Here is a 25,356-nt window from a genome sequence, read left to right on the forward strand (position 1 = left end):
CCAACTATCGAAACGTTTGTCAACAACTTTTTTTAAAAAGTTTTTTAAAGGTTTGATTCAATAATTTAGTATCGCTCGTAGCGACATGAATTAATATAACAATTATATCGCAATTCGTCAACAATTTATTTACAATTTTTTATAATTAATATTAACCTATCCTTTTTTAATAAAAAGTGGTAATTCAATCGCTTCATACATTTGTTTATCAAGTGTTGTTACCGTTACACCTACCAATCTAACATTAATAGTTTGCCAATTTAATTCTTCCCATAGCTGAGTTGCATAAAAGAATATATCTTCAGATTGATAAATATAATGATTAATTGTTATGCGCTTTGTTACTGTTTCATATAAATTATTTCTAATCTTCATTACTATTGTTTGAGCTTTTAATTCATTAGCAATTAACTTCTTACTCACTTCTTCAGCCATTTCTCTAATATTTTTCAAAACATCTTGTTCTTGCATTAGCGTTTTAGAGAAAGTCCTCTCTCTACCAATTGATTTTCTCTCACGATTATTTTCTACTGGATCATTATGGATTCCTCTAACTTTACGATATAAGCTGTAGCCTTTTTTTCCAAACAAATCAATCAAGGTCATTTCTGGAATGTTATATAAATCTTTCCCTGTATATATCCCTAGATCATGCATTAACGGAATAGTTTTCTTTCCAATGCCATAAAATTTTTCTATTGGTAACTCAAGCAAAAACTCTTGTGCTTGTTCTGGCAGGATAAGTGTTAATCCTTTTGGTTTTTCAAAATCTGATGCTATCTTGGCTAAAAATTTATTATAGCTTACACCAGCAGAACTAGTTAATTGGACTTTTTCATATATATCGGATTGAATCATTCTAGCGATTTTTATCGCACTTTTAATTCCTTTTTTATTATGTGTCACATCTAAGTATGCTTCATCTAAAGATAAAGGTTCAATAATATCAGTATATTCTTTAAATACTTCATGTATTTGTTTCGATATTTCCGAATAGTACTCTCTATTGCCTGCTACAAATGTGGCATGTGGACATAATTCATAAGCTTTCTTGGCACTCATAGCCGAATGAATCCCATATTTTCTTGCTTCATAATTTGCTGTTGTCACCACACCTCGACCGTTTGTATCTTTGGGGTGTTTTGCGATGACTAATGGTTTTCCTTTGAGCTTTGGGTTATCTCTTTCTTCTATAGAAGCATAAAAAGCGTCCATATCAATATGAATAATTTTTCTTGATAAATCATTTATTAACGGAAATTTCAATCCATTTGACATTATTTGCCCTCCTAATAGAATGTGCGTTCGCTTTATTATATCATGAGGACACAAAAAAACCACCAAAGCCGTCGCTCTAGTGGAAATGAAGGTTGTAAATGATTCTATCTAAACTTAAATAGAAGTCAAAAACCAATTCGGGATAATTGGTATGCCATCCATCATACGACTTAAGACTTAAATAAATCTGACTATATGGTATCAATACACTAAAAAAAGAATGAGAATAATCTCATTCTTTAGAAATTCGTCCAAATTTCATCATCTTCTTCCACAACATCTTCTAAAAATTTCCCTTTAGATAAATCATCATAGAAAGCTGCTTTTGTTGCATTTATATATGGGTTTATCCATAAGAAACCTATCCCTACTGTCAACAAACCTAGAAGATACCAACCTAAAAAACTAACATCTAGCCAAAATAATCTTTTTTTATGACCATTCATTAAGTCACGGCTTTCAGTAATAAATGATGTTGCTCCCATACTACGAGTATCTCTTGTAGCTGCTAAGTCTTTATAAATAAAATTAGCTTGTGAATATGAATAACCCTTGACAATACCTGGAATAATAAACAGTAATAACCATAAATATCGGAAAATATAAGTCAAAACATTAATTAATAAAACTGGTACAAAGTCATGACCATTAAACAATCGAAAAGATTGCCTAAATGACAGCTCTGCTTCTTTACCTTTTCGAATAACATCAAGAAACGTAAAAGAAATACCAATTGTTAAAAAAGTCATGACAAAACTCATAATTGGACTAGCAAAGGGGATAGATGTTACTGAAGCAAAGACCTCTGAAACATTTGAACTAAAAGAATCATCATCATATTCATCTTCCCATGTGTATTCTTGTTGCGTGCTAAGATAATTACTATCGACTACATCTCTATTATCCGTCGCCATCAACCCAATAAATATCGTGATTCCTATTACCAGAAGCATCGAAATTATTTGAATAATGGATGGAATCAAATTTAATGCAACGGCTTCTTTCCAACGCCCTCTTAACGATTCCCTCGCCTGTTGTTTTAGCTCTTTAGATGACTTATACATCCTATCGCACCCTTCTCCTTTTTAATTTAAAATTTATTTTATCACTTTTTTAAATAAATGAACATCTTTTATATCATTTCTATAATATCTCCACTATTCAATAGTATTAAGTTAGATGACGTAACGGGGCGTTGGTAGATTTCTTCTAGAGCTAATTTATAAAGTGTCATCTGACCTTTATACCTGTCTTTTAATTTCTCTAGATCCTTTTGTGTTCGTTGTTTAGGAACATAGTCTGTTTTAAAATCATATAAAATAAGCTCGTCATTAGTTAAAATAAAACCATCTATAATCCCGTGAATCAACACTTTATCATTTTTCTTTGTCACATAATCTTGATACAACTCTTTAGCTGGTAATAATAAAGAGAAAGGTTGCTCTCGCCTAATGACCTTATGATGATCAATCATGTATTGACCAAAATCTGATTTAAAAAACGTCTCAATAAGTTTTATAGGTAACCTGCTAGCTAATTCTTTTGTAAATACATCTTCATCAACGAAGTGCTGAACTAATTCTTCTAGTTCACTCATCGTGGGCTGTTTATCTAAAGGTAGCATTTGTAATAGTAAATGAATAGCCGATCCGATGTCTGTTGACTCAATAGCAACATCACCCTGCATAAACTCTGGTTTTGCCATCTCTTTTACAACTTCACGATGAGCTTTTATTTGTCGTTTTTTCGAAAAATCAAGCGTTGGTAAATTTTTCATATCCGGATCTTCAAATAATCGTTTTACTTCTGATACTGATTGATAACTTGTTGTCATTGTGGCATCTTTTTCTGGATAAGAATAATTCAGTCGATCAACCACTTCTTTAAGTAACTGCACATTTGGTTCAATATCAGATTGTTTATACTCGATTTGTTCATCTTGTTGTAGTGTGTAATTAGCTAGAATAGCGTCTTCCTCATAAAAATGAATGGAAAAATTACCGGGATGTTTTTTTAGTCCTGGTAGAACAGAAATTTCACTATCCGGAAAGAATTCTGCAAACCTTGGATGTCTAACTAACGTCATCCCAACCCAATCCATTAAAGTATAACTTGATTGTCTTGTTGCTGTTGGTAACACCATATGATCTGTTTGTGCGGTTGTTTGCCATTCTTTGTAGGCTGCATCCATACTTTTATAGGAACCAACTAGATATAATTTTTCTTCGGCACGAGTTAAGGCTACATATAATTTTCGCATCTCTTCAGCTAATAGCTTTTGTTTTTTGTGCTCTCTAATCAAACTAAATGGAAAGGTATCATATTCTACACGTTTGGTTACATCTTTATACTTTATTCCCACACCAAGTTCTTCATCAAATACAAATTTTCGTTGTCTTACATCCATTAGATTAAATTGTTTGGTCATATCTAGTAAAAAGACAACAGGAAATTCTAACCCCTTGCTAGCATGGATAGTCATGACTCTTACAGCATCAGCTTCTTCATTGATATTAGATGCTTCAGCTAAGTCTTTGTTCTTTTGCTGCATTTTTTCAATGAAGCGAATAAATTGAAAAAGTCCTTTAAAACTCATCTCTTCATAACTAGATGCACGATGATACAACGCATGTAGATTGGCTTTTCTTTGAGCTCCTGAAGGTAGTCCCGCCACATAATCAAGTAAATCTGTGTCTTTATAGATACGCCATATCAATTCAACCAAGCGTTTCCTTCTTGCTAGTTCACGCCATTCGTTAAATTGTTGATTAAAGGTCTCAATTATCTGGTATAACTCAGTTGTTGAGTCAGCTTCTTTCAAAAATTGTTTCAGAGCATCATAATAATAGCCTTGCATATCATAACTTTTAATTAAAACCATATCGTTTTCCCCGATACCAACAATTGGCGAGCGTAATATTGCCGCTAATGCGATATCTTGATATGGGTTGTCTATCAATTGTAAAAGTGAAATCATGATTTTGATTTCAGTCGCTTGAAAATAGTTTTGTGTGTCATTAACCATCAATGGAATATCGTATTCTTTAAAAATATCAAGAATATCTAAATTATTTTTCTTAGTTGGTGTCAGTAACACAATATCTTTATAAGAAATCGGACGAGTCACTTTTTCTTTTTTATCAAACAATGGGAACTTTCCATCTATTAGTTCACGGATTTTTAGTGCAACTAAACGCAGTTCGCCTTCTGTTTTTCCGTCTAATTGAAATTCTAAAGAGTCTTCTACCTTATCTTCAGATTCCGTTTGATAAATCAATAATTCCGTATCATAATCCTGACTTTCTGGATAAGATTTATTTCCAACAATTAATTCAGCACTAGAATCATAATCTAACTGACCAAGTTCTTTATCCATTAATTGAGTAAAAACTAAATTGGTAAAATCTAGTACGTTACTTCGCGAACGGAAATTTTCAGCCAAAATAATTCTACGACCATCATCTTCTGTAGCAAACTGCTCATATTTTTCTATAAAAAGAGTTGGGTCAGCTAAACGGAAACCATAAATTGATTGTTTTACGTCCCCTACCATAAACAAGTTTCCTTCATTCTTTGTAGGACGGCGTAACCAATATAAAATCGTTTCTTGTAGTCGGTTAATATCTTGGTACTCATCAACTAATATCTCGTTAAATTTATGACGGTAATAAGTCGCTGCTTCCGACTCGACCCATTTACCGTCTTCAAATTTACGTAAAATAGCCAGTGTCAAATGTTCCAAATCATTAAAGTCGAGCACATGCCGTGTGTCTTTTTCTTTTGTAAATCGTTCAATAAACTGTTTGGTTACATGGATTAACTCGTGAATCAATGGTAGTGAAACTTCTAGTATCTCTAACATCTCTTTTGGACTTTGCTTAAAGTATTGTTTACGTATTTTTGAGATACTATCTTTCACTTCATCACGAGTTGATTTTATCTCTTGGTACTCCTCCATCACTTCTTCAGAGGCTGTTTTTTTAGATGGTGCTTTAATTCGTGAGAAAGATATGCTAGCTAGATACTCATAAAACTCATCCAATCGATCATCAGAGAATAAAGATAACAGTGTATCGATCATTTCTTTATCACTCATCATTGTTTCGAGAGTTTTTTTCAATTCTTCATCACCTTGACAACGATTAACTAGCTCATCGACAGTCGCTTGACTTAACACAAGCTGGTTCATCAGCTGAGGTTTCATATAGTCTTGATACAGTGATGACGCCACTAAACTATCACTTAACTGATAATTAATGAGTAAGTCATCCAACCATTTTTGTGGCTCTGAGTTGGCTTGAGCGAAAAGATGTAGAGAAAAAATGAGTTCCATAACCCCATTATCATTACGATCATTTGAGAAATTCTCTGTTAATTGATAAAAAATTTCTCTTTCCTCACCATATAATTCTTCTCTTAATTCATCCCAAACATCTTCTTTTAACAAGAGATTTTCTGTTTCATCGGTTAGTAATCGAAAAACTGGATCAATATGAATCAAATAATAATATTTTTGAATGACTCGTAAACAAAAAGCATGCAATGTGCTAATCGTAGCTGTAGGTAATAAACCTAATTGTTTGACCAAATGTTCTTTTTGCTTGGTATCGACTTCTTCGGTAATGGCTGATTGGATTGCCACTTTTATTCGCTGTTTCATCTCTTTTGCTGCTGCTTCAGTGTACGTTACAATTAATAACTCATCGACATTGACACCAGATTTTATTTTTTGAATCACACGTTCTACTAACACCGTTGTTTTACCAGAACCAGCAGAAGCAGAAATCAACAAATTATCCCCAGAATCATAAACAGCTTGCCACTGCTTGTCTGTAAAATGACTACTTTCGGGTTTTAACGGGATATTCACTTTACTCATTTGTCTCCTCCTTTAGCTCTGTTTGTATTTTTTCGATAATCATTTCTTTGTCTAGTGATTCTAAACGATGATAATTATTTTCTGGTAGCATCACATCAAACTGACAGACACTACGATAAGGACAAAATCCACATGCTATCCTCTTTTGTTCTTTATAAGCTGGGTTTAATTTTGTACTACCTTCGTATATTTTTTCGCCTGCTTCTTTAAAGTTTTCACGGTTATGCGTGACTAAACTAGATAAGTCGTCAGACGAAACAAAACTTGCCGACTTCATTTTGCCGCTCTTTAGTTGCTGATAAGGATACACTAATGATTTAACTTGTGGATCTATGGTTTTATCTAAGTTTTCTAAAATCAACTCATCTTCAACCAATAAACCATTGTACTTGTATTCCTCCAATAACCTTTCATCTAAGGTATCAAGTGAAAATTTTTCGTCAACACTGATGACAGGATTTTTGATATGCATATATAATGCCCCAGCAGGTTTTGCCGTTTGTCCAACTAATTCAACAGCATTGGTTAAGGCAACATCAAGATACGTAATCATCTGCATAGCTAAACCGTAATAAGCGTCAACAAAATCAAAATTATGTTTACTTGATTTATAATCCACAACACTCAAATAAATATCATCTTCTAAGACCATTTTATCTAAACGGTCGATTTTCCCTCTAACTTTGACTTTCTTTTTATTATTTAAAACAATTTCTAAACTATTTAATCCAGCTTGTTTCAAAGACTCTCCAAATAAAACTTCTGTTTGAATTGGCGTCATATTACTTCTTTTTGCTTGTTCTTTTAACGATAAGCAAACTCGCTGAATTGTTTTTTCAAGCTGATAAGACACATATTTCATACGATTGGTCGTTGATAAAATAGAAAAACGCTTATCTCCCAGCACTTCTTGTAACACTGTTTGTGCCAAACGATTGACCTCGTCATCCGTCATATTTGTCAGTTGTACTTTTTGTTTAATCAATTCCTTAAAGAATAAATCTAGTGCTTCATGGTAAAATTCTCCCGCCGCAGCTGGTGATAACTCAAACTGCTCTCTTTCCTGTAAACCAAGACCATAACGTAAGAAGTATTTGTACTGACACTGGTAAAAATTCTCGATTTTAGAAACAGACGCATAAATCGTGTCACCATATAATGTATCAACTGAATGATTATCCAATGTTTCTGGAATATTTTTATGTGTCAGACTAGCAAACAATCGTTTTGACGCCACTGGTAATTCTTTGTGAACACGTTTTTCTAATTGTAAGAATAACCACGGTACACATTCTTTATTTTCTTCATACGTTCTATACGCCCCTATTAAATCACTTAGTAGGATTTTATCTGTAGAAATAGAGTCTAGTACTGTTTCATCAGCTACTAATCCTGCTTCTTTATGCTCGATTGGTATAGTAAAATGACGGCTTAGTTGCTCAACATATGGTGAGACTTTGACATCTTTTACTTGATCGCGATTTTTCGGTGCACTTAGCACAATTTTTTCTGTCGCTGATAATAAAGCTAAGTAAAAAATGAACGGCTCGTTTGCCATGGATTCAGTTAAACTATTATTTAAAAAGCTATCTGCTCTTAGTAATTGTGAAAAGACATCTCTTTCTTCATTACTTAACAATGTTTTATTATCAATTTTTTTAGGTAGCACTTGATCTGTGGCACCAAAAATAAACGTCGCACGATATTTTTTAGCACGTACTCTATCAAGAGATGTTACCACGACTTCATCAATCGAAGCTGGGACTTTACTATAGCTAACCCCTTCTAACCCACTAAGTAAGATTTCTTTAAATATCTCAAATTCAAAAACATCTTCGCCTAATACGTTATAATATTCATCCATTAAATCCATTAATGCTTGCCAAGTTTGCTCGTGATTTTTCGCTTCGGTTAAATTACCACGTTCTATTTCTTGTTGTTGCATCGCTTGCAATTGTCTATCTACCCCAATAGCTAATAAAAACTGATAAAACAATACGATAGCTTCTTTAGTGGTTGTTGCTTGTTTGATTTCTTTGAAAAAATTTGGCAAGTAATCACGAATTAAATGCCTAATATCATTTGATTGCTCTTGAATGATTTGCTCGTTGTCTAAAGATTCTTCATCCGTATCGTATTGATATGTCACATATTCCCAATCAGATTTTTTTATCCAGTCAGATCCACTATAGCCATAAGCTAAGACCACATTTTCAGTGTAGTCAACCGCTTGTCTAAAGGCTTGCATCTTTTCTTCCCACGTTTCAAAATCTTTTGTCAATTCAACATCAGGAAAACACAGCTCTGTTCTTAAAAAACGCATGACATCTTTGTATTGATAAAACGACTCATCTATTTTAAAGAGTGAACGTAACCATTCTACTAACGGGTGATTTACCATGTCTTCTTCCTCATTAATGTAATAAGGAATGTCCATATCATCAAATACTGACATAATTTCAGACGTGTACGTTTCGATATCTCGACTAATTAAGGCAATTTCTTCGTAACGATATCCTTCAGTAGAAACTAGTTCTCTAATTTTTGTTCCGATTGCTTTCACTTCTTGATATGTATCTGTGCAACTCCATAATGATAATACGTTCGTTACAAGATTGTCTTCTAATTTTTTAGGGACTAATTCTTGGAGGTTCTGCCATTCACTTGCAAGTTGTCTCATTGGTGTCATATTGGCTACTTTTTTTCGGTAATCAAACATCACAGGAATACTATTTTCTCTTGCTACATGATAAAGGTCTTGATACATTCTTGATGTATTATAAAATAATTGATAACTATCTAGTGTATTGTCCTTTGGTGCCTGATCTAGAACAAAATTCATTTTCACCTCACCAGCAACACGCATTAAAGTCTCGATTAGTTGTTTTTCAATCGCTGTAAAGTTAGTAAATCCTGATACAATAAATTGAACATGTGATAAATCTTTATCTTGTAAAAATAAAGCGAGTTCCGTCAATAAATCTTTATCAGCAATATGATGTGATATCAACATATCTTGATATGTTTGATAGATTAACTGAATATCCACTAATTTTGTGACATAGTCTTCTTGATTCGTTGACTCAAGAGTATCCACACTTTCTATTACCTCTTTTAATTCAAACGGGGAAATATTGCCTTGTTGCAATTCATTAAACAAATCTAATAACTGCTGAATAAATCCTGGGCGATCTACTTCACGTTTAAATAAGACTAGATCATCTTTACATGTGATCAAACTTTTTCTAATCAACATAAACTTCCCTGAATCACTTAGTCTAGTTGCTTGATAACTTTTTGTTTGCTGCATATAATACCACGCAAGCCTAGAAAAACTAAACACTTGTAGTCTCATGCTTGCCATATATTGTTGTGTACTGAATTTAGGTAGCGTATGCATTTTTTTCAGCACGTTAATCTCTGTTTCAAATTTGACATGGTTAGGCACTAAATAAAATACCTCATGATGCATAGATTTATCTAGCCATTCACCTGACATGGTTAGTAAGTCTTCTACAATGTCTTCATCTGCTGTATTTAATACAAACTGGAGACTCAATATAAACACCTCAATCCCTTTATTTATCTCCTTAATTTTAACATATCTCATCATTTAAAACTCTCTCATTACTTCTTTATAATTCATGAAATTTTCATTGAATTAATTGTTATTTATGATATATTGCTAATATTGAAATGGAGGTTTTATTATCGACGAGAAAAAACAATATGGTCTTTGGACCGCAATTGCGATGATTATCGGTATTTGTGTAGGGTCTGGAATCTTTTTCAAAGTAGGAAACATCCTAGCTTTTACCGGAGGTAACATTTTCTTAGGTGTGTTAGTTTTTATCATTGGGGCATTATGTATTATATTTGGTAGCCTATCTTTGACAAACCTAGCTGAACGCACCACTAAAAACGGTGGAATGGTTGCTTATTTTGAAGAATTCTTTTCAGAACCAGTAGCTAGTGCTTTTGGTTGGTATCAAACATTTTTATACTTTCCAACTATTTGTGTCGTGGTTTCATGGGCCGCTGGAACTTATACAACACTATTACTGAACTTGCCACAAACTCTTCCCTATCAAATGGGTATTGGATTTTGCTATATGGTTTTTTTCTATCTATTAAATATCGTATCTAGTCAATTTGCTGGATGGTTTCAAATTATTTCAACCATCACGAAACTAATTCCTTTAATTGGTATTGGATTAATCGCTATTTTCTGGACAAAAGATGTTCCCACTGTCCCTACTACTGCCACACTTATTGAGCCAACAGATGTTGGACTTGGTTGGTTAGCCGCCTTAGCTCCAATGGCTTTTTCATATGATGGTTGGCCTATTGCTCTATCTATTTCTCACGAAGTAAAAGGTGGTAGTCACACGATGAAAAAAGCGTTGTGTTTTGGACCAGTTATTGTATTGGTCGTTTATCTGTCTTACTTTTTAGGATTAACACATATATTAGGACCAGAATATATTTTATCAATGGGTGAAGGTGCTGTCATGGAAATTGGTGAAATGCTATTTGGTCATATTGGCCAAAAAGTAATTTTACTCTTTATCTTAGTTGCGCTATTTGGTGTCATTAATGGCGTAACCTTAGGACATATTCGTATGCCTTATGCTTTAGCAACAAAAAATATGTTACCAAACAGTCAAAAAATTATAAACGATTATCATCATAAAAAATTTGTTAGTACTTCAGCTATTATTGCCCTATTAACTGGATGTGGTTGGTTTATCATTCACTACATCACACAAGCGTTCCAACTAATGGGACTAGGTGATATTGGAGAAATTGCCATTGTTTTTGGTTACATGTGGTATATGGCTCTTTATTTTAAAGTCATTCAACTTTATTTAGATAAAGACATCCAAGAAACCTTCACAGGACTTATTTCTCCTATCTTAGCTATTGTTGGTGGATTAATTATTCTGTTTGGTGGTTTCTATGAAAATCCTATATTTGAATTTGTATCATTTGGTATTTGCTTTTTATTTTGTTTAATGGGATACATCACCTTTAAGAAAAATAGACAAAATTTGTTAAATAAATAAAAACACTCTATTTAGTTTAGCAGCTAAATAGAGTGTTTTTATTTATTTCATTAACCCTTCATGAATGGTATCTAAATTCCATTTCAACATTTCATAATAAGTATCTCCTGTTTCACCTTTTTTCGCTAATGAATCAGTAAATATCGTATCATAAATTGGAATACCTGTTTCTCGTGAAACAGTCTCCATACTGCGAGCATCCACACTTTGTTCAACAAATAGATTGGGCACTTTTGTTTGTTTAATCTTATCAATAATCCGACTCATTTGATCAGGTGTCCCTTGGTTTTCTGTGTTGATTTCCCAAATATACGCTGCATTTACCCCGTATGCTTTAGAGAAATATTTAAATGCGCCCTCACTCGTTACAAGCAGATTTTTATCTTTTGGAATACCTGCAAATCGACTGGTATTTTCATTGTGTAACGCTTCTAATTTTTCTGTATAGTCTTTGGCATTTTTTTCATAATCTTCTTTGTGCTTCTCATCTTTTTCCACTAGGACATCTTTAATATTATTCACATAGATAATCCCATTTTTTAATGATAGCCAAGCATGAGGATCTTGTTCGCTTTCTTGACCTTCACTTGTTAGATACATTGGCTCAACATTTTTACTGACAACAAAATAATCTTCATTTTCTTTTTTCTTACTGGTTTGCATTAACTTTAAAAACCAACCATTGCCACCTGTTTCAAGATTCAATCCATTATAAAAAATAACATCCGCATCGGTTGATTTTGAGATATCTTCAGGAAGTGGCTCATATTCATGTGGGTCTGTGCCCCTTGAAACAATACTGTGAACTTCAACATGTTCCCCACCAACATTTTCAACCATATCTGCAATAATCGAATTCGTTGCAACGACTTTTAATTTATCGTTATCTACATTTTTTTCTGTAGAGGAACTTCCTGTTGAGCAACCAGCTAAAAATAATACCATTAAACCGGCAAGAATACTTGATAAAATAAGACTAGACTTCTTCAATGACAACTTCCTCTTTTCTTTTAAAAATAAATCCTTGTTTTGGTGAAAATATAAACGTAATGATAAAAAATACAACAGTGGTCAGAACAATAGTGGCTCCTGAAGCTAAGTTATAGGAATAGCTAAAGAATAAGCCAATCACGGCACTAATAGCACCTAAACTACTAGCAATTAAAATCATCGTTGATAGCTTATCCGTTAACAGATAAGCTGTAGCAGCAGGTGTCACAAGCATAGCAACTACTAAAATAGTTCCTACTGTTTGTAGAGATGACACTGCAACAAGTGTTAAGAAAAACATTAAAGCATAATGAATGACTTGAACTTTTAGTCCATAGGCTTGTGCCATGACTGGATCAAACGAGCTGACTAATAATTCTTTATAAAATAAAACCACAAATAAAATGACTGCAACTGCAACAGCTAATGTTGTGTACATATCACTTGGTCTAACTGCTAAAACATTTCCAAATAAAATATGATATAAATCGGTCGAGCTTTCGGCAAATGAGATTAAAATAATCCCTAAAGCAAAAAATGAACTAAAGACAATCCCGATAGCTGTATCATTTTTTAATTTACTTTTTTGTGTCACAAAGCCAATCAATCCTGCTGCCATTATTCCAAAAATTGATGCTCCTATCATGTAGCTACCACCAAGCATATAAGACACCGCAACTCCAGGTAATACTGCATGAGAAATCGCATCTCCCATCAGAGACATTCCTCTCAAAATAATAAAGCTCCCAATCACACCTGATACAACACCTACAATGACAGACGTGATTAAAGCGTTTTGTAGAAAATCATATTTTACTAAACCTTCAATAAAATGTTGTATCATTAGTCATTCACTCCTTTAATTACAATTTCACCCATTGTTTCCCCGTAAGCTTGTTGGATTGTTGAAGTCGTAAATGTTTTTGATACTGGACCACTGGCGATTAACTTTTTATTTAAAATAATTAAGTTGTCAAAGTACTCTTTGGTTTTATGTAAATCATGATGAACAATCACAATTGTTTTCCCTTCATCTCTCAACTCTTGTAATAGTTTAACAATTAATTTTTCACTCACCATGTCAATCCCTACAAATGGTTCGTCTAAAAAGATAATATCTGCATCTTGTGCTAAAGCTCTTGCAATAAACACGCGTTGTAATTGTCCACCTGATAGGTTTCCTATTTGTCGTTTTGCAAAGTTCTCCATTTTTACTTTTTCAAGCGACTCTTTTACTTTTTCACGATCCTCTTTTTTAGGTCGACGGAATAATCCTAAATTAGGATATGTGCCTAACATGACCGTTTCATCAACTTTTATTGGAAAAGTTAAATCAATGGCACTTCGTTGTTCAACATAAGCCACTTTCTTTCTGATTAAATCAATGGACTGCCCACCTATCGTGACACGACCACTATCTGTTTTAATCAGTCCGATAATACTTTTTAAAAAAGTCGACTTGCCTGCACCATTAGGTCCGATAATCCCTGTGATTTTTCCAGGCTCAATGGATAAACTGATATCTTCTAAAGCTACTTTAGCTTGATATGATACTGATATATGTTGTACATCTATTGGCTCATGAGTTAAATACTCATAAGACATTGCCAATGCTTCTTCTTGCATTTCTTTCACCTCTTCTATTTTTTTGGATTAATTTAAATATTTTTTAGGTTAACCTAAACTAAAAATCATTATAGCAAATGAGAATCGTTTTCACAACTCAATTGTTTATAAAAATACATAAAAAAATAGGCGACTATAACATACAGTCGCCTCAATAGATGTTTATTCAATTAAAAGAACCGCTTATATAAAAGAAATATATTCCTATCATAATAAAAATAATATTTATTATATATTGTTTAACCATGCTTGTATCTCTAAATAATAATAACCTAGTTTTAACCCACGATTGAGCTAATATACCAAAATAATACCAATTGTAATCGCAATAAAACCTATTAGACGATACATTTCTTCCATGATGCTTACACCTTTCTTAACTAATTAACTTAACAATCACTAAAAATAAACTAGATAAAATAGCTGTACTATTAAACAATAAATGGGCAATAACTGGTACCCAAATATTTTTTGATAGCAAATACATTAAACCAAATACCAAACCAGCGAAAGCATACGGCATACTAGCTATAAAACTGCCACCAAAATTATAGTAATGAGAAAAACCAAATAATATACTAGATAAAATTAACATGATAGATACTAACATCTTATTAGATTTGTATACATACATACCTTCATAGCGATAAGTTATTTCTTCAACAAAGGCTACAATTAAATCAACTATACCAGCTAATACAGAAAACAAAAGTCCTAATGCTGTATTAATATCATAAGCATAACTATACACCGGATTTTTTGGAATAAATTGATTAAAAAACGGTCTAGTGATTTGAATAATAAATGAAACTAAAATTAATGTGATCACAACGTATAATATATGGCGCCATTTCATCTTTTTAAAGTCTTTCCATTGATGTGATAACATTTCTTTTTTTGTGTTAATATCTCTTAAAAATAAACCAATAAACCAAAATACTGAAATAAAAAAATAGATATAACCATTTGTCCCTGCTATCGTTCTTGACAAGGTTAATATTAGCAATGTTCCTATAAAAATAATGATGACTGATATAAAAGATTTTCTCATACTACTGTCTTTCATTGTTCATTTCTCCCTTCAAAAAACAACAAGTAAACCTAACTCACATAGTGTATCTAGGTTTGCTTATTATTTCAAGTATTTACTTTTAGATATAGAAAAGATTTTCTGATGAAAAGGCTGGGTCACTGGTCACATTCATGCCCAATTTTTTAAGAACCTGTTCATCATCTTTGTTCAGCATAACGGTTGAGTGTGCTTCAACTCCGTCAAGATTAGCCAATTGTTCATAAGCTAGTTGAGCTGTTGGGTTCGTTACAGCGCTTATTGATAATGCAATTAGGACTTCATTGGCGTTTAAAGCAGTCATTTTATTGCCTAATTCGTCCACTTTCATTTTTTGAATGGTTTCTAAAATAACAGGAGACAATAATAAAATGTCATCTGAAATATTAGCTAAACGTTTAATTGAGTTTAAAATAGCAGCAGCTGAGGCATCCATCAAATCTGATGTACGACCTGTTACAATTTCTCCAGTTGATAATTCAAACGCCATAACTGACATTGGATTAACAGCCTCTTCACCTTCAGCCATTTCTTTCAACTTGTCAGCATACTCTCTTGCAGGAAGAACTGGACGACGATCTTCTTTTTTAAGTTCCATCTCTTCCATAATAAGTTGAATACGATTAACCACGTCCTCGTCAACCATTCCACGTTTATAAAAACACTCTGTATCAAAGCAACGACGCATAATTTCTTCTTTTGAAGCTTCTTTAACCACATCATCATCAATTATACCAAAGCCAACTCGGTTTACACCCATATCTGTCGGTGATTTAAAGACTGACTCTTGGTTAGTGATTCGTTCAATAATTCGCTTAATAACTGGGAATGTTTCGATATCACGATTATAGTTAACTGCAACCTCACCATAGGCTTCAAAATGGAATGAATCAATCATATTCACATCTTTCAAATCCACAGTTGCCGCTTCATAAGCGATATTTAACGGGTGTTTTAATGGGATATTCCAAACTGGAAATGTTTCAAATTTTGAGTACCCTGCCACTCGTCCTAAACGATTTTCATGATAAATTTGGCTTAAACTTGTTGCCAATTTCCCACTACCAGCTCCTGGAGCCGTAATAACCACGATTGGTTTTGTTGTTGGAATATATGGATTTTTTCCAAAGCCTTCATCACTGACTATTTGGTCAATGTTATATGGGTAACCGTCAATTGCTTCATGCGTATAAACTTTAATATTTCGTTTTTCTAATTTGTTAATAAAGATTTTCGTTGAAGGTTGGCCACTGTAACGTGTGATTAACACACTGTTAACAGATAAGCCATACTCATTAAACTCATCAATTGATTTTAAGATATCCATGTCATACGTGATGTTGTAATCACCGCGAATTTTATTGCGCTCAATATCTCCAGCATACACACAAATAATGACTTCTGCTTTATCTTTTAATTTTTGTAGTATTTTGATTTTTGAGTCTTCATCAAAACCTGGCAACACACGTTTTGCATGTTTATCTCCGATTAATTTACCACCAAACTCTAAATATAATTTATCATAATTATTTACACGTTCTAAAATAAATTTTGATTGCTCTTCAATGTATTTCTGAGAATCAAATCCTAGCTTTTTCATGGTTTTCCTCCTTAAAAGTTAGGATAAATGGTAAAATTGCAACCAACAATGATTAACACTTAACTTAACTTTTTCTCTAATTTTTGTAACATATCTTGTGTCGTTTATCTTGATCATAAAAAATAATAAATTTTTACTATTCTTTAGTACAATGTTAATCCTACTGACCTTTTAATAATTTATCCCTAAACTAATCATTAATATAATACATACATTATCATACTCATTTTTTATAATCTAAGTATATCATGATAATATGTATTTTTTATTAACGTTCTAGTTGTTTAAGCTAGCTCTAATAAATCCATTAAATAACGGATGACTTCTATTTGGACGTGATTTGAACTCTGGGTGAAATTGACTTGCAACAAAGAAATCATTTGCTGGAATTTCAACTATTTCAACTAAACGATTGTCTGGTGAAACACCTGAAAAGACCATCCCCGCTTGTTCAAATGACTCGCGAAACGCATTATTAAATTCATAACGGTGGCGATGACGTTCACTGATTAACTCTTCACCATTATATAAGTCACGTGTTTTAGTGTCTGGTTTCAACTCGCATGGATAAGCTCCTAGACGTAACGTTCCTCCCATATCTTCTACACCTTCTTGATCTAACATTAAATCAATGATGTTATAAGGCGTTTCTGGTGCAGTTTCTTTTGAATCTGCTCCTTCAAGCATCAAGACGTTTCTTGCAAATTCAACACAGGCCATTTGCATACCCAAACAAATACCTAAGAATGGAATATTATTTTCTCTTGCAAAACGAATCGCTTCGATTTTTCCTTCAATTCCTCGGTCGCCAAATCCACCTGGCACAAGAACACCGTCTACTGTTGATAAATAATCAGAGACATTTTCTTTTGTGACATTTTCTGATTGAATCCACTCAATTTCGATGTTTGTATCATGTTCATATCCAGCATGTTTTAGTGCTTCAACAACTGATAAATAAGCATCAGGTAACTCAACATATTTCCCAACTAATGCAATACGTGTACTGTGTTTTAAGTTTAGCACGTGTTTTGCCATTTCTTGCCACTCTGTCATATCTGCTTTAGGCGCTTCAATCCCTAAATGATCACACACAATATCATCCAATCCTTGTGCTTCTAAATTTAGTGGAATATCATACAATGTTTTCACATCTCTTGATTCAATAACTGCTTCTTCAGGCACATCGCAAAATTGTGCTAACTTTTGTTTCATTTCTTGTGGTACTTCTTCTTCTGTTCTAACAACTAGAATATCTGGTTGAATCCCAAGACTACGTAATTCTTTCACACTATGTTGTGTCGGTTTGGTTTTCATTTCCCCTGCTGCTCTTAAATAAGGAATCAATGTTGTGTGGATATATAATACATTATCTTTACCAACATCTGCTTTCATCTGTCTTAGTGCTTCTAAAAATGGTAAAGACTCAATATCACCAACTGTTCCACCGACTTCAGTGATAATCACATCTGCTTCATTTGTATCAGCTGCTGCCATCATTTTTTCTTTGATTTCATTGGTAATATGTGGGATTACTTGGACTGTCGCACCAAGATATTCTCCTTTTCTTTCTTTTCTGATTACCTCAGAATAAACTTTTCCTGTGGTCACATTTGAGTGTTGATTTAAATTAATATCTATAAATCGCTCATAATGACCTAAATCTAAATCTGTTTCTGCCCCATCTTCAGTGACGAATACTTCACCATGTTGGTAAGGACTCATTGTTCCAGGATCAATGTTAATATAGGGATCAAATTTTTGAATAGTTACATTCAATCCACGATTTTTTAATAATCGACCTAACGATGCTGCTACAATCCCTTTTCCAATTGAAGATACCACTCCACCTGTTACAAAAATGTACTTTGTCATAACATTCGCCTCTTTTCATATATTTCTTGGGGAAGATACTTTTATAAAAAACAAAGAAAAGCCCCCTATTCGTATGAATAAGGGAGCTTTAATTTAAGTCTATCTGCCTCTATTTCTCAAGAGTGCCCAAAAAGTATGATACAAGGTTTTTGATGTTTCGTCAAGAATTTAATTATGAAATCCATCTAATTTTCATATCTTCCCCAACTTTTTCATAACCATCACTATCTAAATTAACCCCTTCTTTCTATGAACTGGTGTTGTTCTATTTATAATATACTAATTATAGTATGATAATCATAAACACAACGGGTTTCACATAATGCTCTTGCAAAATCAATAGATAATAACAAAACAAACTCTTTAGTTTTTTAGTTTTTCTCTCTGTGATATAAAAATTATGATGAGTTCTCATTGCCTTTTTACTATTTTTTATTTAATTTTGTCAATAATATAAGTAATCCATTTAATACGACACCACACAAAATCCCAATTGCTAAGTTTCCTGTGTAAACAATAACAACGACAGTGACTACCATCGCAGTACTTTCAATCATTTCCCATGATTTTACTAACTGTAAACTTTTCCAATCAAATGTATCCCCTGCAACTGTTATCATAATCCCAATCAAAGCTGCCGTTGGAATCACCATCATGAGTGAGTTTAAAACAAAAATGAACAGTAATAACGTCGTACCTGATACAAATGTTGACAAACGTGTCCGTCCACCTGATTTAACATTTATGACAGCTTGCCCTATCATCGCACATCCAGCTTGGCCACCAAATAATCCCGTAATAAAATTAGCCAGTCCTTGTGCTTTCACTTCACGTTTACTATCACTAGTTGAGTTTGTCATCTCATCTACTATAGGAACTGTTAATAGTGTTTCCATTAGTCCGATAAACGTTAATGAAATGGCGGTTGGTAAGATTATCCACAGTGTTTCTAAACTCATTGGTACAAGTGGTAAGCCAAACGATACATCGAGTGAGGACATATCTCCTAAATCACCAACAGTAAAGAAACTACCTTTAAAAACAAATGATAAGATAGTCATGACCGTAATAATAATAAGGGCTGGTGGCACAACTTTAATCACTTTGGGTAGTAAATATATGGCTAATATACTAACAATAACCATGACATAGCCAATCACATTTTGTTCAGGTAATTGTTGAACTTGTGCTAAAAAAATTGAAATCGCTAATCCATTAACAAAACCTATCATGACACTTTTAGGTATGTATTTCATGACTTTATGAATATTCAAATAACCTAAAATAAATTGAAATATACCTGTTAATATGGTAGCAGCAATCATATAGTTTAGCCCATGCGACTGTACTAATCCTGCAATTACTAAAGCCATCGATCCGGCTGCAGCAGATACCATAGCAGGTCTTCCACCAGTTAACGTAATGACTAATAAGGTAATAGCTGAAGCAAATAATGCCGACATTGGATGCACTCCCGCTATAATGGCAAACCCTATTACTTCAGGTAAAATTGCGACCGATGACACTAATCCAGCAAAAATATTTTCACGTGGGTTCCCTACCCACTCATTCTTTTTTATACTAAGTAACACCTTTTTCCCTCCCTTAATTCTTTTCCAAGAAAATTATCATAACATATACTTTTGAATAATACACGTTTTAAAAATAAAAAAGCACCTCTGAAAAGAGATGCTTTATACGTCCGAACAAACAATGCTTTATTTAAAATTACATGTGAATTGGCATACCTAACGCTAACTCAGCTGTATCCATAACAGCTTCAGATAATGATGGATGTGAATGGATAGTTAAAGCGATATCTTCAGCATTCATTCCAGCTTCAACAGCTAAACCAATTTCTGCAATAATATCACTAGCACTAATACCAGCAACTTGTCCACCAACAATCACGTTGTCTTCTTTAGTTGTAACTAAACGTACAAATCCTTCAGTTTGGTTTAATGATAACGCACGACCATTTCCACCTAATGAGAATTTAGATGCTTTCACGTTTAACCCAGCTTCTTTTGCTTCTTTTTCTGTCATACCAACAGTTGCCAATTCAGGATCTGTAAAGGCCACAGCTGGCATTGCACGATAATCAACTGCTACTGGTTCACCCGCAATGGCTTCTGCAGCAATTTTAGCTTCATAACTTGCTTTATGAGCAAGTGCAGCTCCAGGAACGATGTCACCAATTGCGAAAATACTTTTCACGTTAGTGCGTCCTTGGTTATCAACTTTTACTAATCCACGATCAGTCATCTCAACGCCTAAGATTTCTAAACCTAAATCATCAGTGTTTGGACGACGACCTACAGTTACCATAACGTAATCTGCTTCAACTTTTTCTTCTTTACCGTCAACTTCATAAGTTACAGTCACGCTATCGCCATTGTCAACAGCTTCTTTAGCCATTGCTTTTGTTACAACTTTGATACCTTTGTTGTCAAATTCTTTTTCAACAAGTTTAACCATATCTTTTTCAAATGTTGGTAAAATTTGTGGAGAACCTTCTAAAATTGTTACTTCAGCACCTAGGTTAGCATATGCTCCACCTAATTCAGCACCGATAACGCCACCACCGACGATCACTAATTTTTTAGGAACTTCAGTTAAGCTTAATCCACCAGTTGAATCAATAATACGTCCACCAAATTTAAAACCTTTAATTTCGATTGGACGACTACCAGTTGCAACGATAGCATGATTAAATGAATAAGTTTGTGCATGGTCACCATCGATAACACGTAGAGTGTTTTCATCAACGAAGAATGCTTCCCCACGGATAATTTCAACTTTATTTTTCTTAAGTAAGAATTCAACACCACCAGTTAATTTTGCAACTACTTGGTTGTTTTTCCATTCTTGAGTTTTAGAAAAATCAAGTGATACATTATCAGCAGTTACACCAAAGATAGATGAATGCATTGCTTCTTGATATTTGTGTCCTGCACTAATTAGTGCTTTTGATGGAATACATCCGACGTTTAAACAAACGCCGCCGATGTATTCTCTTTCAATAATTGCTACTTTTTGGCCCATTTGTGCTGCACGAATTGCGGCAACATATCCACCAGGTCCTGCACCAATTACTACTGTATCTAATTCTAATGCGAAATCTCCTACAACCATTAACTATTCACCTTATCCTTCCATTAATAATAATTCTGGATCAGCTAATAAACGTTTAATATTGTTCATTGCTTTTTGTGCTGTTGCTCCATCAACGATACGGTGGTCAAAGCTTAATGATAATTTCATCATTCTTCCAACAACAATTTCTCCATCTTCGTTTACGACAGGTTGTTGTGTAATAGTACCAACACCTAAGATAGCAACTTCTGGGTAGTTAATAACTGGTGTAAACCACCCGCCACCAACAGAACCAATGTTACTAATTGTTACAGTACCATCACGCATATCAGCTGCAGTTAATTTACCTTCAATAGCTAAAGCTGCTTTTTCATTAATTTCATCTGCAATATCAAACATGCTCTTAGTGTTAGCTTGTTTAACGTTTGGTACATATAAACCATGATCAGTATCAGTTGCGATACCAATGTTATAGTAATGTTTGTAAACAATTTCGTTTGTTGCGTCATCAATTGATGCGTTTAATGTTGGGAATTTTTGCATAGTTGCAGTTAATGCTTTAACAACATATGGCAAGAACGTTAATTTAGTATTTCTTGTTGCTGCAACATCTTTAAATTTCTTACGGTGATCCCATAATTTAGATACTTCAACATCATCATGTAATGTTACATGAGGAGCTGTATGTTTGCTGTTTACCATCGCTTTAGCAATTGCTTTACGTGTTGGAGTCATTTTTTCACGAACTTCAACTTCAGGCATACCAACAAATGGTGCTGCTGGTTTAGATGCTTCAGCTGCTGGTGCAACAGAAACTTTCTCTTCAGATACAGCAACTTTTTCAACTGATTGAGCGACTGGGGCTGAACCAAAGTTATCAATATCAGATTTAACCACACGTCCACCTTTACCTGTTGGTGTTACTAACGTAATATCAACACCTTTAGCACGAGCATATTGACGTACTGATGGCATTGCTAATACACGAGCACTTGGTTTACCAGTTGGCTCACTTGATGCTGCTGGTGTACTTGCAGTTGGAGCTGCAGCTGCTGGCGTTTCAGTAGCTGTTGCACTTGTTGCAGGAGCATCGTTATGTCCTGGTGCATCAATTTCTACCAATACATCACCAACATTTGCTACTGTTCCTTCAGGTACTAATACGTTAACTACTTTACCTGTTACAGGAGAAGGAATTTCTTCTACTGATTTATCATTTTGTACTTCTAATAATGTATCGTCTTCATTGATTGTATCTCCAGCAGAAACAAACCATTTTACGATTTCCCCTTCTGCGATACCTTCACCGATATCTGGTAATTTGAATTGGAATACTCCGCCTGTACTAGCTGCAGGAGCACTTGCCGCTGGTGCAGTTGCTTCTTCAGCTGGAGCGACTGTTTCTTCCTCATCTTCATGTCCTGGTGCGTCGATTTCAACTAATACGTCACCAACGTTTGCTACTGTTCCTTCTGAAACAAGAACTTTTAGTACTTTACCTGTTACAGGAGAAGGAATTTCTTCTACTGATTTATCATTTTGTACTTCTAATAACGTATCGTCTTCGTTGATTGTATCGCCTTCTTTAACAAACAATTTAACGATTTCGCCTTCTGCGATACCTTCACCAATGTCTGGTAATTTAAATTTAAAAGCCATCTGTTATTTCTCTCCTTCTGTTGTGCATTCAGTTAATTTCGATTAATTAGAATGAATGAATTTCTCTTACTTTTGCTTCGATATCTGATGCATTTGGTAACCATGCACCTTCTGCTTGACCAAATGGATAAACTGTATCAGGTGCTGACACACGTCCAATTGGTGCTTCTAAAGAAAGAACCGCTCTTTCTGAAATTTCTGAAACAACTTGAGCGCCAACTCCGGCTTGTCTTTGAGCTTCTTGAACGACTACAACACGTCCTGTTTTCTCAACAGAGGCAATAATTGTATCTACATCTAATGGTGCAACTGTTCTTAAGTCGATGATTTCAACAGAGATGCCATCTTTTTCTAACGCTTCTGCTGCTTTGATTGCTTCGCGAACCATTGCGCCGTAAGTAATAATTGAAACATCTGTCCCTTCACGAGTTACCGCTGCTTTATCTAAAGGAACTGTGTAAGCTTCTTCTGGAACTTCTTCACGGAATGAACGGTATAATTTCATGTGCTCTAAGAAAACAACTGGATCGTTGTCACGAATAGATGAAATTAATAATCCTTTTGCGTCATATGGATTACTTGGGATAACCACACGTACACCTGGTGATTGAGCGATTAAACCTTCTAAGTTATCCGCATGCATTTCAGGAGTATGAACCCCACCACCAAATGGTGCGCGGATTGTAACTGGAATATTACGAGTACCACTCATACGGTAACGAGTACGAGCCATTTGTCCGATAATTTCATCCATTACTTCAAATACGAAACCAAAGAATTGGATTTCTGCTACTGGACGGAAGTTTTCTAAAGCTAAACCGAATGCTAAACCACCGATACCTGATTCAGCTAATGGTGTATCAAATACACGATCTACACCAAATTTTTCTTGTAATCCTTCAGTGGCACGGAATACCCCACCGTTATTACCAACATCTTCACCAAATACTAATACATCTGGATTTGCTTCAAGTTCTATTGCTAAAGCATCTGTAATTGCTTGAATCATTGTTTTTTGTGCCATGATTTAGTTCGACTCCTTTGCTTCAAATGTGTCAATTTGTTCTTGGATTAATTTAGGTGTTACTTCAAACATGTTTTTCAAGAAATCTGAAACTTTTTGTTTTGGTGCGGCATCAGCTGCTTTGATAGCTGTTTTGATTTCCTCTTTAGTTTGTTCAATAATTTGTTCTTCTTTTTCTTCAGACCATAAACCTTTTTCTGTTAAGTAAATTCTGAAACGAGTTAATGGATCTTTTGCATGCCACTCATCTTCAACTTCTTGAGTACGGTATCTTGTTGGGTCGTCCCCTGATAATGTATGTGGTCCATAGCGGAATGTTAATGTTTCAATTAAAACTGGTCCGTTTCCTGCTGCTGCCCATTCACGAGCTGCTTTAGTTACTTTATATACTGCTAATGCATCCATACCATCTACTTGAATACTTGGAATACCAGCTGCAATACCTTTTTGAGCTAATGTATTAGCTGCTGTTTGTAATTCACGTGGAGTTGAGATTGCATAGCCATTGTTTTGAATAAAGAATACAGCGTTTGCTTTGTAAGCTCCTGCAAAGTTGATTCCTTCATAGAAGTCACCTTGTGAAGAACCACCATCACCCGTATAAGTAAATGCAACGTTTGGTTTGTTGCGTTTTTTAAGACCTAAAGCCACACCAGCTGCTTGCACATATTGTGCTCCGATAATGATTTGTGGTGGTAAAGCTTTTAAGCTTTCAGCATATTCACTACCTGCTGCATGTCCTCTTGACCATAAAAATGCATCTCTAAGTGGTAAACCATGTTGAATTAATTGTGGAACATCACGGTATCCTGGTAATAACACATCTTCTTTATCCATAGCAAATTGACTTGCTAATTGACTTGCTTCTTGACCAGCTGTTGGTGCGTAGAATCCTAAACGTCCTTGACGGTTTAATGCAGTTGAACGTTGATCTAAAACTCTTGCCCATACCATTCTTGTCATTAATTCTACTAATTCTTCATCTGATAAATCAGGTAATAAATCTTTATTAACAACCTTACCCTCTTTATCTAACACTTGAATCGTTGGAAAATCTGCGTTAATGTCTTCCATCAATGCTGCAAAATCAAGTGGGTTTACTTTTTTCTTAGCCATATTGTTACACATTCCTCTCTTTTTTTACGTAATCATATTGGTTTCTCAAACAGGAAAAAAAACTGTATTACTTTTTTT

Annotated in this window: 16 protein-coding genes; 1 reads left to right on the forward strand and 15 read right to left on the reverse strand. The window is 34.1% G+C overall.

Annotated elements, in window-relative coordinates:
- Window positions 1–156: 156 nt before the first annotated feature.
- From dinB to BHY08_RS08170, 4 genes are all read right to left on the reverse strand, one after another.
- The gene (gene dinB, locus BHY08_RS08155; RefSeq protein ID WP_071457396.1) at window positions 157–1,278 is read right to left on the reverse strand and encodes a DNA polymerase IV; all 1,122 of its coding nucleotides are present in this window, start codon (window positions 1,276–1,278) and stop codon (window positions 157–159) included.
- Window positions 1,279–1,517: 239 nt separating this feature from the next.
- The gene (locus BHY08_RS08160) at window positions 1,518–2,342 is read right to left on the reverse strand and encodes a DUF975 family protein (protein ID WP_071457397.1); all 825 of its coding nucleotides are present in this window, start codon (window positions 2,340–2,342) and stop codon (window positions 1,518–1,520) included.
- Window positions 2,343–2,410: 68 nt separating this feature from the next.
- A complete protein-coding gene (gene addA / locus BHY08_RS08165; protein ID WP_071457398.1) occupies window positions 2,411–6,157 on the reverse strand; it encodes a helicase-exonuclease AddAB subunit AddA in 3,747 nt (1,248 codons plus the stop codon).
- Window positions 6,150–9,770 (reverse strand): PD-(D/E)XK nuclease family protein, encoded by a 3,621-nt coding sequence (locus BHY08_RS08170; protein WP_084657231.1) that lies wholly within the window; start codon window positions 9,768–9,770, stop codon window positions 6,150–6,152. Before BHY08_RS08170 ends, addA begins: the two co-directional genes overlap by 8 nt.
- Before the next feature lie 97 nt (window positions 9,771–9,867).
- Here BHY08_RS08170 and BHY08_RS08175 point away from each other — a divergent pair, with 97 nt between their 5' ends.
- Window positions 9,868–11,223, forward strand: a complete 1,356-nt coding sequence (locus tag BHY08_RS08175; RefSeq protein WP_276325598.1) for an APC family permease — start codon at window positions 9,868–9,870, stop codon at window positions 11,221–11,223.
- Window positions 11,224–11,265: 42 nt separating this feature from the next.
- Here the strand turns inward: BHY08_RS08175 and efaA are convergent, their stop codons facing one another.
- From efaA to pdhA, 11 genes are all read right to left on the reverse strand, one after another.
- A complete protein-coding gene (gene efaA, locus BHY08_RS08180) occupies window positions 11,266–12,213 on the reverse strand; it encodes an Mn/Fe ABC transporter substrate-binding lipoprotein EfaA (RefSeq protein ID WP_071457400.1) in 948 nt (315 codons plus the stop codon).
- The gene (locus BHY08_RS08185; RefSeq protein WP_071457401.1) at window positions 12,200–13,057 is read right to left on the reverse strand and encodes a metal ABC transporter permease; all 858 of its coding nucleotides are present in this window, start codon (window positions 13,055–13,057) and stop codon (window positions 12,200–12,202) included. The genes efaA and BHY08_RS08185 overlap by 14 nt, the downstream gene beginning before the upstream one ends.
- Complete coding sequence (locus BHY08_RS08190) at window positions 13,057–13,839, reverse strand: metal ABC transporter ATP-binding protein (RefSeq protein ID WP_245729975.1); 783 nt, start codon at window positions 13,837–13,839, stop codon at window positions 13,057–13,059. Before BHY08_RS08190 ends, BHY08_RS08185 begins: the two co-directional genes overlap by 1 nt.
- Window positions 13,840–14,215: 376 nt before the next feature.
- A complete protein-coding gene (locus BHY08_RS08195; RefSeq protein ID WP_071457402.1) occupies window positions 14,216–14,905 on the reverse strand; it encodes a CPBP family intramembrane glutamic endopeptidase in 690 nt (229 codons plus the stop codon).
- An 85-nt stretch (window positions 14,906–14,990) separates the two neighbouring features.
- Window positions 14,991–16,508 carry a DUF1846 domain-containing protein gene (locus BHY08_RS08200; protein ID WP_071457403.1) on the reverse strand — a complete coding sequence of 506 codons (1,518 nt, stop codon included), beginning with the start codon at window positions 16,506–16,508 and terminating at the stop codon, window positions 14,991–14,993.
- Window positions 16,509–16,784: 276 nt separating this feature from the next.
- On the reverse strand, window positions 16,785–18,383 hold the full coding sequence (locus BHY08_RS08205; protein ID WP_071457404.1) for a CTP synthase: 1,599 nt from the start codon (window positions 18,381–18,383) through the stop codon (window positions 16,785–16,787).
- 425 nt (window positions 18,384–18,808) lie between these two features.
- Window positions 18,809–19,975, reverse strand: coding sequence for a SulP family inorganic anion transporter (locus BHY08_RS08210; protein WP_071457405.1), 1,167 nt, complete (start codon window positions 19,973–19,975; stop codon window positions 18,809–18,811).
- A 136-nt stretch (window positions 19,976–20,111) separates the two neighbouring features.
- Complete coding sequence (lpdA, locus tag BHY08_RS08215) at window positions 20,112–21,518, reverse strand: dihydrolipoyl dehydrogenase (protein WP_071457406.1); 1,407 nt, start codon at window positions 21,516–21,518, stop codon at window positions 20,112–20,114.
- 12 nt (window positions 21,519–21,530) lie between these two features.
- A complete protein-coding gene (locus tag BHY08_RS08220) occupies window positions 21,531–23,138 on the reverse strand; it encodes a dihydrolipoyllysine-residue acetyltransferase (protein ID WP_071457407.1) in 1,608 nt (535 codons plus the stop codon).
- A gap of 46 nt (window positions 23,139–23,184) precedes the next feature.
- On the reverse strand, window positions 23,185–24,162 hold the full coding sequence (locus BHY08_RS08225) for an alpha-ketoacid dehydrogenase subunit beta (protein WP_071457408.1): 978 nt from the start codon (window positions 24,160–24,162) through the stop codon (window positions 23,185–23,187).
- 3 nt (window positions 24,163–24,165) lie between these two features.
- Window positions 24,166–25,278, reverse strand: a complete 1,113-nt coding sequence (gene pdhA, locus BHY08_RS08230) for a pyruvate dehydrogenase (acetyl-transferring) E1 component subunit alpha (RefSeq protein WP_071457409.1) — start codon at window positions 25,276–25,278, stop codon at window positions 24,166–24,168.
- Window positions 25,279–25,356: the final 78 nt, after the last annotated feature.

The sequence above is a fragment of the Vagococcus teuberi genome (genome assembly GCF_001870205.1).
In the GTDB taxonomy this organism is placed as follows: Bacteria; Bacillota; Bacilli; order Lactobacillales; family Vagococcaceae; genus Vagococcus; species Vagococcus teuberi.